The following is a 13008-nucleotide window of genomic DNA, read 5'->3' as shown; positions in this document are numbered from 1 at the left end:
GCGGTTACGGATGCCGTGCCAACCCCACGACGACACCCTGTATCCAATCCGCGATGTCGGCAGTGACCCGCGCGTGCACCGGCTCGTGCAGCAGGTCGTGCCCGGCGTCGATGTACTCCCGTAAATCTACCGATTCGTGGCGGCTAGTCCAGACCCTGATCGCGTCGATCGGCGCGCGCCGGTCATCCACGCCGTGCACCGCGAGCACCGGAAGACGCTGCGGCAGGGGCGTTCCCGGTGCGCCCGGCACACCGCCTCCCAGTGCGCGTTTCGAGACGCCCGACAGCACGAGGCCGGCCAGCGCGTCCGCGGGCAGGGCGGGCCGCAGTGGATAGTTCCGGTCCAGCATCGTCGAACTCGTCGCCGCACCCTCCGGCACCGCCGCCCCCAGCATGCCCAGCGCGGTCACCGCGCCGAGCGAGTGCCCCATCAGGATCAGCGGCCGGTCGCTACCGGCCAGCTCGACCAGCCGCACCGCGTCCGCCACCAGCTCGGCCAGCGTGCCGGGCTGCTCCGGATCGCCTTCGCTGAGCCCCTGCCCGGAGGTATCCAGCGCCCAGACCTCACCGGCGGGTCGCAAGGCGCGCGCGAAGCGGTGGTAGTGGCCGCTGTGCTGACCGATTCCGGGCAGCAGGACCACGGTGTACAGCGGGTTCTCGCTCGGCCACCGCCGATAATGCATCCGGCCGCGCGCGCCGTCGAAGAATGGCATGTACCGATAGTGCCAAAGATCGTGTCGCGGGTGGAACCGCACGATTGCGCGCGGGAAACGGCTAAGATCCGCGGCGACTCATACCTACTCGAGCGGGAGGTGCCCGCGTTGCGAACTCGCTGCCGTCGAGTCGCCCTCCTGCTGTCCGTCCTGGCGCCGGCCGTCGCCGGAGTGCTCGCGCCGGCCGCCGACGCCGCGCCACCGGTCGCCGCCTGTGACCCCGCTGTCGCGGTCACCGCCGTTCCAGCGCAGGTGCCGCTGCTCGACTGGGCGGAGAACCTTGGTTACGACGCGCAGGGCAACCTGTGGGTCTCGCGGCTCTACCGCAACGAGGTGCAGCGCTACGACGCCGCGGGCACACGCACCGCGACCGTCCCGGTGGAGTTCCCCGGCGCGGTCCGGCTCGGTCCCGACGGACTGCTGTATGTCGTCTACGGCGACGCGCCGGTCGGCGTCGGCCGTCCCGGCGGTGTGCTCCGGTTCGATCCGGCCGCGGCCGTGCCCGAGCCGGAGGTCTTCGTCTCCGGCTTCACCATGCCCAACGGCGCGGCGTTCGATCCGAGCGGGAACCTGTACGTGGCGACCTGGTCCGGTGTGGTCAAGGTTCGTCCGGACGCCGCCATCGACACCGCGTGGGGCGCGCAGCCGGCCGGGCCGGCCGCCGCCAACGGCGTGGTCGTGCACGACGGCATGCTCTATGTGACCGCCAACGGCGGTCCGCTGGGCCGGATCGTCCGGATCCCGCTCGACGCGCCCGCGTCCCGCAGCACGGTCGCCGACCTTTCCGCGCAGCCGGCCGGTCTCCCGGACTTCGCCGACGATCTACTGGCCGATCCCAGCGGCATCCTCTACGTCACCACCCTCACCGGCCGGCTCGTCCGCGTCGATCCCACCACCGGCGCCACCTGCGCGGTCCGCAACGGCCAGCCGCTCACCGCGGTAGCCGCCACCCCCGGCCGTCCGGACCAATTGACGGCGAGCACGGAATCCGGCGCTCTGCTGCGAATCCAGCTGCCGAGCTGACTTCCCCGCCCGGCTACGGGGTGGATTAGCCGCCGGAGCCGCTCGGAGCGGGAGCAGCCGGGGCTGGAGCGGGGGCCACCGGCGGCGGAGCCGGGTTGTCCGGGACCGTGACGAGCCCCACGGTGGGAGTCATCACACAGTGGGCGAACGGGTAGTCGATGATGCCCCACATCGAAGCCAGCACCGTGCCGGGTCCGCTGTTGACCGTCTTGGACAACGTGGGCTGGCGGTACTCGGTGACGTCGTCGAGCGGGTCGATGCCGCTGGCGCCGGTGTTGACGTTCACCCAGGCGACGACGAGACCGGAGGCCAAGGGAGCGCCGGAGTGCGACGGGGTCGCGCTGAACCGCAGCTCGCCGGGCTCGACGTTCAGGTCGCGGCCGCTGCCCGGCCCCTCGGTCGTCGCGGCGGCGATGATCGTGGTGATCGGCCCGTTGCTGCCGCAGCCGAAGGTGGGCGCGGCGTAGGAGAACGGGGTGAACACGCTGGATACCTCGCGCAGGCGCGCGGCGTCGATCAAGCCGACGTAGCGCGTGAGCGCGGCGACGCCCTCCTGTGCGGACGGGTCGGAGCCGGCGATGTCGGTCAGATGGGCCAGGCCGGTGTCCACCGGTTCCGGGGTCTGGTCGGCGGTGGCCGGCGCGGAGAAGGTGAGCACCGCGCCGATGCCGAGGGATGCCGCGGCGGCCGCGGCGCGTGCGATGGTCCTGCCGTTCACTCGTTCTCCTCGATACCGAACCCTGTGGCCCCCGACCCACCCGCAGCAACGTACCAGTTCGCGGCGGTCGCCGTCCCCGGGGACCAGGGTGAAACCGGACGCCGTGAACGACGCCGGTGTCCCGCCTCCTGTGATCCTTCGGTAATGGGGCATTACCGAGGGGTAAGTTTGACCCGGACGTACGAGACACGCAGGGAGATGCGTATGAAACTATCCTTGTCCCCCGATGACGTCGCCTTCCGCGACGAACTGCGCGGGTTCTATCGGACCGAGATCCCGGCCGACATCCGCGAGCGCGTCCGGGCCGGCCGTGAGCTGACCCGTGACGACATCGTCACCGCGCACAAGATCCTCGACGAGCACGGCCTCGCGGTGCCCAACTGGCCCGTGCGGTGGGGCGGCAAGGATTGGACGCCGATGCAGCGCCACATCTGGCAGGACGAGATGCAGCTGGCCTCGGTGCCCGAGCCGCTGACGTTCAACGCTCAGATGGTCGGCCCGGTGATCGCCCACTTCGGCTCGCAGGAGCTGAAGGAGCGTTTCCTGCCGGCCACCGCGGCGCTGGACATCTGGTGGTGCCAGGGCTTTTCCGAGCCGGACGCCGGCTCCGACCTGGCGTCGCTGCGCACCACCGCGGTCCGCGACGGTGATTCCTACATCGTCAACGGCCAGAAGATCTGGACCACGCTGGCCCAGTACGCGGATTGGATCTTCTGCCTGGTGCGCACCGACCCGAGCGCGCGGAAGAAGCAGGCGGGCATCTCCTTTCTGCTGTTCGACCTGAAGTCGCCCGGTGTCACCGTCCGCCCGATCAAACTGATCGACGGCGGTTACGAGGTGAACGAGGTCTTCTTCGAGAACGTCCGAGTCCCCGCCGACCAGCTGGTCGGAGAGGAGAACATGGGCTGGACCTACGCGAAGTTCCTGCTGGGCAACGAGCGCACCGGCATCACCGGTGTCGGCCGGACCAAGGTCAAGCTCGGTGTCGCGAAGCAGTACGCCGCCACGACCAGATCGGGCAGCGGCACGCTGCTTTCGGACCCGGTGTTCGCGGCGCGGATCGCCGAACTGGAGAACGAGCTGCTCGCACTGGAGCTCACCCAGCTTCGGGTGGTCTCCAACTCCGCCGACGGCAAGCCGAATCCGGCCTCTTCGGTGCTGAAGCTGCGCGGTTCGCAACTCCAGCAGGCCGTCACCGAGCTGCTGCTGGACATCGCGGGACCGGACGCCATCCCGGTACGCGCGGACGACATCGTCTCGCCCGGCTGGGCGCAGCGCAGCGGCCCCTCCTACCTGAATTACCGCAAGACAACCATCTACGGAGGCTCCAGCGAGGTGCAGCGCACCATCATCGCCTCCACGATCCTCGGATTGTGAGGCGACGCCATGGATTTCGATCTCACCGATGAACAGGTCATGCTCCGCGACACGGTGCGTGACCTGCTGGCCCGCGCCTACGACGCCGAATCACGGCTGAAGGTGGTCGACTCCGAACTGGGCTGGAGCCGCGACGTGTGGCGCCGGCTCGCCGAACTGGGCGTGCTCGGCCTGAGCTTCGCCGAGGAGGACGGCGGCGTCGGCGCCGGTCCCGTCGAGACCATGGTCGTGCTCGAGGAGGTGGGCCGCAGGCTCGCGCCGGAACCGATCCTGGACGCGGTGCTGATCCCCGGTGGTCTGGTCGCCGCGGCGGGCAGTGCCGAACAGCGGCAGCGGATCCTGCCCGAGGTGGCCTCGGGCGCGAAGCTGCTCGCCTTCGCCCACGCCGAGCCCGGGGTGCGCTGGCCGGCGACCGAACTGGCGACCACCGCGACGGCGCAGGGCGATTCGTACACGTTGACCGGGGTGAAGAACCCCGTCGCGCACGGCGACAGCGCGGACGAGCTCGTGGTCAGCGCCGTGCTGCCCGAGGGCGGTGTCGGCCTGTTCCTGGTCGCGCCGGGCGCGCCGGGTGTGGTCCGCAAGTCCTACCGCACGGTGGACGGCCGGCGCGGCGCTCAGCTGGAGCTGACCGCCGCGCCCGCCGAGCGGCTCGGCGCCGCGGACGCGGCCGAGGCGATCGAATCGGTGCTGACTCACGCGCAGGCGAGCCTGTGCGCGGAGTCGATCGGCGCGATGGCAGAGGCGTTGCGACTGACCACGGAATACCTCCAGCAGCGCAAGCAGTTCGGGGTCACGCTGTCGAAGTTCCAGACGCTCACGCAGCGGGCGGCCGACATGTACGTCTCGCTGGAACTCGCGCGCAGCATGAGCCTGTACGCCACCGCCTCGCTGGCGGACGGGGCAGGCGATCCGGTGATCGCGTCGCGCGCCCGGCTGCAGGTCGGCCGCGCGGCCCGGCACATCGGACAGGAGGCGATCCAGATGCACGGTGGCATCGGCGTCACAGCGGAGTACCCGGTGAGCCACTACGTGGCCCGGTTGACCGCGATCGAACGCACGCTCGGCGGCGGGCTCGAGCACCTGCGGGTGCTCAGCTCGCGGGTCGCTGACTACGATCTGCCCGAACTGTAAGCAGGACCGCGGTGGTGCGTTTCGCGCACCACCGCGTCATTCGTCGTCCTGGGGCGTCGTCCGCAGTTGTACGGGCGCGTCGTCCGTCGAGTCGCTCGTCGGCGCTCGCGCGGCGGTCGGCTTCGGCTCCTCCGGCGGCGCTGCCGCCTGCGAGGTGTCCTCATGCGGATTTCCCGGGGACGGCTCGGCGGTGGTGCTGCTCATGAAGCCCGCGAACGGCGTCGGGTGCCGCTGATCGGCCGGTGCGATCCGCCAGGTGGGTGACGGCGGGATGACGACCTTGGGCGTCGTCGAGCCGGTGGCGCTTTCACGGACAACGGGTTCGGCGTACCCGCCCGCCTCGAGCGGCGGGGGCGGCACGTAGGTGTCCTGCTTGCCGACGCCGCAGACGCCGATCAGGACAAGTCCGATGGAAACCGCTCCCGCGGCGATCGCCGGACCGGCGATCTTGGCCCTGCTGCTTTCCAACGGTGACGCTCCTCGTGGGTATCGAGTGGACTCACCTTACTCGAGGCCGGTCGGGCCGGCGAGGCGAGTGGTCGCTGAGGATGCGCCGGGCGGCGCATCCGAAACAGTTCTGATTCAGATATCGAATTGGTCTCTTCGGCGTGTCGCGGGCACGTGTCGCTATCTTCCGGCGTGCCGGAGTCGTAGCGTGTGTGAGCAAAGTTACGCGTGAGACGCCGGTTCAAGGATGAGAGACACGTTGTGTGAGAACGTGATTGTGGTTCTCTGATCGGCGTCATCGAGGAGTAGATGATGGGAGCTTACTCGACAGCGTCGCGGCGTGGTTCGTCCCGCGCCGCAGAAGATGCCGTGTCGGCAACGGCACAGCATCCCGCGTCGAACCAGAAGGGCCGCTCGGGCCGCTCGCTGTCCACGATCGTGTCGCGGACGCTCGCCTGGCTGATCTTCATCGGCGGACTCGTCGGGGCGGTGCTCGGCATCGCCGGACTGCACGTCGAAATCACGGTCGCCGGACTCATTCTGGCCTGCACCGCGGGACTGGTTCTGCTCAAACTCCGCGCGGGTGGCGGCGGAGCCGACTGACCGGAAACCGGCCGGTCGCTCGCCGAGCGGCCCGGCTCCGGGCGTGAGAAACGAAGGCGCGCAACACTACAGGCGCTTACCGTGATCTGTATGAGGATCGAGATCACCACCGACGCCGCCGAGTTCCGCTCGGTCGCGGGGGCGTTCCTGCTGCGCGATCCGCTGCGGCACACCGTGCTCACCACGAGCGTCGCCAACCAGGTCACCGGCTTGGATGCCCCGGCCGGGGCATCGCGGTTTCTCTCCGTCCACGACGAGGACGCCGCGGTGGTCGGTGCCGCCATGCGGGTGGCCGGCCGCGACGTGTATCTCGGCGCGCTACCGCCCGACGGCATTCCCGCGGTGGCCCGCGCGCTGGCCGAGATCGTCCCCGAGAGCGGGGGCGTCGAAGGTGTCGTCGCGGACGCCACGGCTTTCGCCCAGTACTGGTGTGGACTACTGGGGAAAGGCTTTCACCAGTCCTACCTTGCCCGGCTGCACCGGCTCGGCGCGCTGCGGATCCCGGACGTGGCCGGGCAGCCGCAGCCCGCCCGGGAATCCGATGTCGCGCTGTGCATCGACTGGATGGCGGCCATGCAGGAGGAGTCCGGAGCGGGAACCGGGCTGGAGGAGGCGGCGATCCGGCGTCGCGTCGAGGCGGGCCGCTGGTGGTTGTGGGAACGCGAGGGTCAGCCGGTCAGCCTTGCCGCGCACCATATTCCGATCCAGGGCTGGTCACGGATCGGGCCGGTGTACACACCGCCGGACGCGCGCGGGCACGGTTATGCCTCCGCGGTGACCGCGCACGTCGCGAAGTTGCTGCGAGCCGAGAACCTGGACGTCTGCCTGTTCGCCGATACCGCCAACACCACGGCCAACCGGATCTACCGGGCGATCGGCTTCCACCCGACACACGAGTTCGCGCATTACGTCTTCGAATAGCCTGCCAGGACGGTGCGCCAGGCGGCGGTGAACCCAGCGAACACCGGCGCCGGACTCGTCGCTCGTTCGGCTACGGCTCCGATGGTGAAGCGGGTGTCGTCCATGTGCCGCCCTCGCGTCTTCCCCTGGGGAGACTCAATTCAGCGGTGCGGATCTCCACCAATTCATGAACTCGGCTTCGGTGGCTATGAATCCGGCACTGTACATCAGCATGGCCGCCCGGCCCGGGTCCGCGTGGAAGGCGGTGACCATTCGCGGGCGCAGATTGCGGCTGTCGCGCAGGGTGTAATTCGTGTAACTGTGCCCGCTGTCGTTGGTGGCGGTAGCGCGATCGTTGGCCGGTAGCGCGGCGAGCGCGGCCTGCGCGTCGGCAGGGGAGCCGTAGAGGTAGAAGTCGAAGGACGCCTTGTTCGGCCCGCCGAAGCAGCTCCACATCATCAGCCAGGAGCCGAAATCCGGGTCGTCGTGGTCGCGCGTTGTCGCCGAGTCCGGTGCGTGCGCGAAACACCCTGCCTTGTTGTATCCGGTTCCGGAGTGCACCAGGCGCTCGGCGGAGGTCTCCGGCAGCATGCCGGGGAACGCGGCGCTCAATTCGGCCGCGCGGGCGCCGATCGTGGCCCGGTCCGTAGTGGCCGACACGCTGGTCGTCGGACGCTTGGTGGCCGGTGGCGTGGTGGCTGGTGGCGTGGTGGAGTCGGTGTGCTGTGTCGGCACCGTGGTGGTCGGTGCTGCGGAGCCGGACGCGGTGTCGCGGAACGAGGCCGCGACGAGCACACCGATGACGCCGAGCGCCATCAGCAGACCGATCCCGGCGCCGATCGGGGCTTTGCGCCGGGTACGTCGCTCCGGACGGAGGCTGACGCCCGTTGCGGGGACCGGTGGGTCGTGCGGGGTCGGGTGGCTCGGCGGAGGCCACGCCGCGGGTGCGGCGAGCGCCTGCCACGCGGCGGCGGCGAATTCGGTGCACGAGTCGAAGCGATCGGCCGCGTGCTTGGCCATCGCCTTGGCCAGCACGCCGTCCAACGCCACCGGCAATCCCGGCCGCAGCGTGCTGACCGCGGGCGGCGGTGCGCCGAGATGTCCCTGGATCACCGCCACCGGATTGCTGGCGTCGAACGGCACCGTGCCGGTCAGCAGCCGGAACAGCGTGCAGGCCAGCGAATACTGGTCGGCGCGGTGATCAAGCGGCGCACCGGACAATTGCTCCGGCGCGGCGTAGGCGAGGGTCGCGGTGAAGGTGCCGGTCTGGGTGAGCCGTCCGGTGTCGTCCCGGAATCGGGCGATGCCGAAGTCGGAGAGAAAGACCCGCTCCTGGTCGCCGTCGACGCGCTCGAGCAGGATGTTCGCCGGTTTCACGTCGCGGTGCAGCACGCCGCGGCTGTGCGCGAAGTCCAGCGCCTTGGCCGTCTCGGCGATGATCTGCACCGCCCGTGGCGGCGGCAACGTCCACGCGTCCAGCGCGGCGGCATCGGTGCCGTCGATGTAGCGCATGCAGATCCACGGCTGGTCGCCCTCTACGCCACGGTCGAACACCGTGACGATGTTCGGGTGATCCAGTCGCGCGACGAGGTCCGCCTCCCGCTCGAAGCGGATGCGGGACTCGGTGTCGTCGAACAGGTCCGGGTTCAACAGCTTCATCGCCGTCAACCGGGGCAGCCGCGGATGCCGGGCCAGGTACACCGATCCCATCCCGCCGCGGCCGAGCACGCGTTCGATGGTGTACCCCGCGAAGACCTCGCCGGTGTGCAGCATCGGTCAGTTCAGCGGAGCCGAGCGCCACCAGCGCAGCAGCTCGTCGACGGTGGTGTGGGAGAAGCCGTCGGTGTACATCAGATATTGGGTCCGATCGGGATCGCCGGTGAACGCGGTGACCATCTTGGCGCCGTCGTCGACGTACTTGTAGTTGGTGTAGGACTTTCCGCCGTTGGTGTCGGTGGACTTCGCGGCCGACGAGGGCAGGCCCTTCAGCACCGCCTGGACATCGGCCGGGGACTTGTAGACGTAGATGCGGTAATACGGATCATCGTTGTTGCCGCCCTTGAAGCAGCGCCACTGCGCGGCCCAGTCGCCGAAGTCCGGTTCGCCCTTGGACGGCGAGGGCGGCGAGCTCGGCGAGGCCAGCCAGCACTCGGCGCCGTTGTATCCGACCTCCTCGCTCTGGGAGGCGGGCACCATCCGCGGGAACTCCGCGCTGACCGACTCCGGGGTCGCGTCGACGATATTCGGCTTCACCGCCGTGGTCGTCGTGCCCGCGTTTTTCGAGCCGGAATCGGAGACGGCGCCGATGATGCCGAGCACCACCACGATCAGCACCACCACACCCACTACCAGCCCGATGATCAGGCCGGTGTTCTTCTTGGGCGGCGGTGCGGCCGAAGGATGCGCGTGCGCGCCGTGCGGCGCAGCGAAGGTGGGGAATCCGGTCTGCTGCTGGGGGTACGGATTGGCGGCGGTCGGCTGCGGCGCGGGACCGGTGCGCGGCCGGGAGTTCACCACCGGCGCGGACGGCGCGGCGGCGAGCACGTTCGGCCCGCTGGTCTGCGGGGTGTGCACCTGGTGCCCAGGGCCGCTGACGTAGTGGCCCTGCACAGCCGGATACGGCGATCCCGTGGTGGGAATCTGCGGCCCGGTCGTCGGGCGGGGCCCCGCCGTGGGGTGCGGCGGACCGGTGACCGGACGGGAACCGCCCACCACCGGTATCGATGGCACGCTGGAACCGGTCAGCGCCTGCTTGGCGGCTGCGGCGAATTCCGCGCAACTGCCGTACCTGTCGTCGGGGCGCTTGGCCATCGCCTTGGCCAGCACGCCGTCCAGCGCGAACGGCAGGCCCGGCCGGACGCCGCTGAGCGCGGGCGGCGTGCCCTGCAGATGCCCTTGGATGACCGCGGCGGGGTTCGTCGCGGAGAACGGGCCGGTGCCGGTGAACAGCCAGAACAGCGAGCAGGCCAGGGAATACTGGTCGGAGCGGTGATCGAGCGACGCGCCGGTGAGCTGTTCGGGTGAGGCATAGGCCAGCGTCGCGGTGAAAGTCCCGGTCTGGGTGAGATGACCGGTGTCGTCGCGCAGCCGCGCGATGCCGAAGTCGGTGAGATACACCCGTTCACCGCGACCGGCGCCGGAGCGGGCCAGCAGGATGTTGGCGGGTTTCACGTCGCGGTGCAGCACGCCGTTGCCGTGCGCGTAATCCAGCGCGTCGGCGGTCTCCTTGATGATCTGCACCGCACGCTCGGGCGGCAGCGACTTCGGTTCCACCGAGGCGGCGTCGATGCCGTCGACGTACTGCATCGAAATCCACAGCTGCTCGTCCTCGAGCCCACGGTCGTAGACCGTGACGATGTTCGGGTGATCGAGCTGGGCGACCAGATCCGCCTCCCGTTCGAACCGCGCCCGCACCTCCTTGTCGAAGAACATCTCCCGATTCAGCAGCTTCAGCGCGGTCATCCGCGGCAGCCGCGGATGTTTCGCCAAATAGACCGAGCCCATGCCACCGCGGCCGAGTTGCCGCTCGATGACATAGCCGGCGAAAACGTCACCGCTGGCCAGCATGACTGCTCCACTTCCCGCCACCCGCCGGGACCCACCGGCGAACAGGCGTACAGCAAAAGAACGCATGGCCGGAGATGGGCCCGACCACGGAAAACATCGAAACCATAGCAGTAGTCGCGCCTCGCCTATCGCTCGTCGAGCGTGGTGACGCGCGGGCGATCGACATGCGCCGGACCGCCCGGCGGCGGCCGAGGGTCCGGAGGTTGCTGGTGCGGTCGCAGCGCCGAGCCCGGGCGCATGGGCAAGTCGGGCAATTCGATCAGACCGGGCGGCACCGGGCGGCGCGGCGGCAGGAAAGCCGGGCGCGGTGACGGCCGAGGGATTTCCCGCGGTATCGGCTGTTGCCGCGGCGCCGGAACCGGCGCGGCCGTGTGGTATGTCGGCGCGGTCGGGCGCCCGTCGGGGTGGATGCCGTGCGGCGCCGTCCGATGCTCGGCGTGAGGTTCGGCAAGGGCATGTTTCGCTGCGGTGGCGAACTCGCCGCAACTGGCGAATCGATCCTGGGGCCGCTTGGCCATGGCGCGAGCCAGCACCGGATCCAGCGCGGGCGGCAGGCCGGGACGTGCGCGACTGAGCACCGGGATCGGCGCGTAGAGATGGCTGTTCACCACGGCGGCAGGATTGGCGCCCGGATAGGGCGGCGCGCCGGTGAGCATCCAGAACAGTGTGCACGCCAGCGAGTATTGATCGGCACGCTCGTCCAGCGGCCCGCCGACCAGCTGCTCCGGAGCGCCGAAGGCGAGTGTCGCGGTGATCGTGCCGGAGCCGATCGTGCTCTCCGCCCCACGGACGCCCGCGATCCCGAAATCGGTGAGCAGCACCCGTTCCGGCTGCCCGATCGGCGCCTTCGCCAGCAGGATGTTCGCCGGTTTCACGTCGCGGTGCAGCACCTGGTTCGCGTGCGCGAAATCCAGCGCCATGGCGGTGTCGGCCGCGATCTGCACCGCGCGCCGAGGCGCGAGCACGTCGACGTCCGCGCAGGAGGCGTCCGAGCCCGGCACGTACTGCATCGAGATCCACAGCTGCCGGTCCTCGGCGCCGCGATCGAACACCGTGACGATGTTCGGGTGATCGAGCCGCGCCACCAGATCGGCCTCGCGTTCGAAGCGGCGGCGGATGTCGGTGTCGGCGTACAGTTCGCGTTTCAGCAGTTTCAGTGCCGTCAGGCGGGGCAGCCGAGGATGCTGGGCGAGGTACACCGTGCCCATGCCGCCATGGCCGAGAACGCGTTTGATGACGTAGCCCGCGAAGATATCGCCGGTCTGCAACACCGGTACACCCCCTTCTCGAGTCGAGCGCGCGGACACTACCCATGTATCTCGATGAGCCATCGGGATGCAACAGTCGCGGCGCTACCTCGATTGTCGTCGGTAGCAGCCAGTACTGTGGCCCGCATGCGCATTGGAGCACACGTCCGGCTCGACAGCGACCCGATCGGCTTCGGGGAGAGACTCGGCGCCGACGTCATCCAGATGTTCGTGGTCGATCCGCAGAGCTGGGACAAACCGACCCCGCATCCGCGGACCGAGGAGATTCTCGCCAGTCCGATCGAGGTCGTGGTGCACTCCTCCTATCAGATCAACGTCGCGAGCCTGAACAACCGGCTGCGCATGCCCTCGCGCAACGCCGTGGCCCAGCAGGCGAAGGCGGCCGCCGAACTCGGCGCGTTCGGTCTGGTGGTGCACGGCGGCCATGTGCGTTCCGACGCCGAGCTGGAGACCGGAATCGACAATTGGCGCAAACTGTTCGAGCGTCAGCAGGACAAAGGCGGTTTCGCGGTGCCGATCCTGATCGAGAACACCGCGGGCGGCAATCACGCCATGGCCAGGCATTTCGATTCCATCGCCCGGCTGTGGGACGCGGTCGGCGATTACGGCGCCGGATTCTGCCTGGACACCTGCCACGCCTGGGCGGGCGGTGAGGAGCTGATCGGCGTCGTCGACCGGATCAAGGCGATCACCGGCCGGATCGACCTGGTCCACTTGAACTCCTCGCGCGACGAATTCGACTCCGGCGCCGACCGGCACGCCAACTTCGCCGACGGCACCATCGACCCGCAGTTGCTGGCCGAGGTGTGCCGGACCGCGGACGCGCCGGTGGTCCTGGAGACTCCCGCTGACGGACTCGCGGAGGACTTGGCGTACTTGCGCGAGCACTGTGTTTAATCTGCTGTGTTTGATTTGCAGCGCCTGCGGCGCTGCGTGTTCGCGGCCCCGGGAAGTCTCGCACCCGAGCGACCGAGACTCGCGACTGCGTCGCATGCGCTTCGGTCACTCGGGTGCGAGACGGGCCGCGAACGGTGCTCGTAAGACTCGCACCCCGGCGGGTTGGGTGCGTCTCGGTCGTTGCGAGGTTGTTGAGGCAGCGCCCGGGATAGTTGCCTGTTTCCGGTCCGCTTGTGGGGTGGGTCGGGGAGGCTCGCGGCTTTGTGGGCCGCGCAGCTGCTGAGACTCGCGACTACGTCGCATGCGCTGTGTTTGATTTGCAGCGCCTGCGGCGCTGCGTGTTCGCGGCCCCGGGAAGTCTC

The 13008-nt window shown here is 69.5% G+C and carries 12 protein-coding genes; 6 read left to right on the top strand and 6 right to left on the bottom strand.

Features of this window, described 5'->3' with window-relative positions; genetic code table 11:
* Positions 1-4: 4 nt before the first annotated feature.
* Positions 5-712 carry an alpha/beta hydrolase gene (locus ACT89H_RS10060; protein WP_445108290.1) on the bottom strand — a complete coding sequence of 236 codons (708 nt, stop codon included), beginning with the start codon at positions 710-712 and terminating at the stop codon, positions 5-7.
* A 108-nt stretch (positions 713-820) separates the two neighbouring features.
* On the opposite strand from ACT89H_RS10060, the gene ACT89H_RS10055 reads away from it, so the two are divergent.
* Positions 821-1735 carry an SMP-30/gluconolactonase/LRE family protein gene (locus ACT89H_RS10055; RefSeq protein ID WP_445108289.1) on the top strand — a complete coding sequence of 305 codons (915 nt, stop codon included), beginning with the start codon at positions 821-823 and terminating at the stop codon, positions 1733-1735.
* A 25-nt stretch (positions 1736-1760) separates the two neighbouring features.
* Here ACT89H_RS10055 and ACT89H_RS10050 read toward each other — a convergent pair whose 3' ends face one another.
* Positions 1761-2453 carry a hypothetical protein gene (locus tag ACT89H_RS10050; RefSeq protein ID WP_445108288.1) on the bottom strand — a complete coding sequence of 231 codons (693 nt, stop codon included), beginning with the start codon at positions 2451-2453 and terminating at the stop codon, positions 1761-1763.
* Between the two features lie 204 nt (positions 2454-2657).
* Here ACT89H_RS10050 and ACT89H_RS10045 point away from each other — a divergent pair, with 204 nt between their 5' ends.
* Positions 2658-3830 (top strand): acyl-CoA dehydrogenase family protein, encoded by a 1173-nt coding sequence (locus tag ACT89H_RS10045; protein ID WP_445108287.1) that lies wholly within the window; start codon positions 2658-2660, stop codon positions 3828-3830.
* Positions 3831-3839: 9 nt separating this feature from the next.
* Positions 3840-4964, top strand: a complete 1125-nt coding sequence (locus ACT89H_RS10040; protein WP_445108286.1) for an acyl-CoA dehydrogenase family protein — start codon at positions 3840-3842, stop codon at positions 4962-4964.
* A gap of 36 nt (positions 4965-5000) precedes the next feature.
* On the opposite strand, the gene ACT89H_RS10035 is transcribed toward ACT89H_RS10040, so the two are convergent.
* Positions 5001-5432, bottom strand: a complete 432-nt coding sequence (locus tag ACT89H_RS10035) for a hypothetical protein (protein ID WP_445108285.1) — start codon at positions 5430-5432, stop codon at positions 5001-5003.
* A 348-nt stretch (positions 5433-5780) separates the two neighbouring features.
* On the opposite strand from ACT89H_RS10035, the gene ACT89H_RS10030 reads away from it, so the two are divergent.
* Positions 5781-6014, top strand: a complete 234-nt coding sequence (locus tag ACT89H_RS10030) for a hypothetical protein (protein ID WP_445108284.1) — start codon at positions 5781-5783, stop codon at positions 6012-6014.
* Between the two features lie 90 nt (positions 6015-6104).
* Positions 6105-6935 (top strand): GNAT family N-acetyltransferase, encoded by an 831-nt coding sequence (locus tag ACT89H_RS10025; RefSeq protein ID WP_445108283.1) that lies wholly within the window; start codon positions 6105-6107, stop codon positions 6933-6935.
* A gap of 135 nt (positions 6936-7070) precedes the next feature.
* Here the strand turns inward: ACT89H_RS10025 and ACT89H_RS10020 are convergent, their stop codons facing one another.
* The 3 genes from ACT89H_RS10020 to ACT89H_RS10010 form a co-directional block, all read right to left on the bottom strand.
* Entirely contained in the window at positions 7071-8687 is a 1617-nt protein-coding gene (locus ACT89H_RS10020) for a serine/threonine-protein kinase (RefSeq protein ID WP_445108282.1), read from the bottom strand.
* A gap of 3 nt (positions 8688-8690) precedes the next feature.
* Positions 8691-10481 carry a serine/threonine-protein kinase gene (locus ACT89H_RS10015; protein WP_445108281.1) on the bottom strand — a complete coding sequence of 597 codons (1791 nt, stop codon included), beginning with the start codon at positions 10479-10481 and terminating at the stop codon, positions 8691-8693.
* A 125-nt stretch (positions 10482-10606) separates the two neighbouring features.
* Positions 10607-11752 carry a serine/threonine-protein kinase gene (locus tag ACT89H_RS10010; protein ID WP_445108280.1) on the bottom strand — a complete coding sequence of 382 codons (1146 nt, stop codon included), beginning with the start codon at positions 11750-11752 and terminating at the stop codon, positions 10607-10609.
* A gap of 123 nt (positions 11753-11875) precedes the next feature.
* Here ACT89H_RS10010 and ACT89H_RS10005 point away from each other — a divergent pair, with 123 nt between their 5' ends.
* On the top strand, positions 11876-12646 hold the full coding sequence (locus ACT89H_RS10005; RefSeq protein WP_445108279.1) for a deoxyribonuclease IV: 771 nt from the start codon (positions 11876-11878) through the stop codon (positions 12644-12646).
* Positions 12647-13008 lie beyond the last annotated feature (362 nt).

It is taken from the genome of Nocardia aegles, from assembly GCF_052545135.1.
Note: the sequence above shows the minus strand (reverse complement) of the source record. Positions and strands in the feature narration are given on the sequence as shown.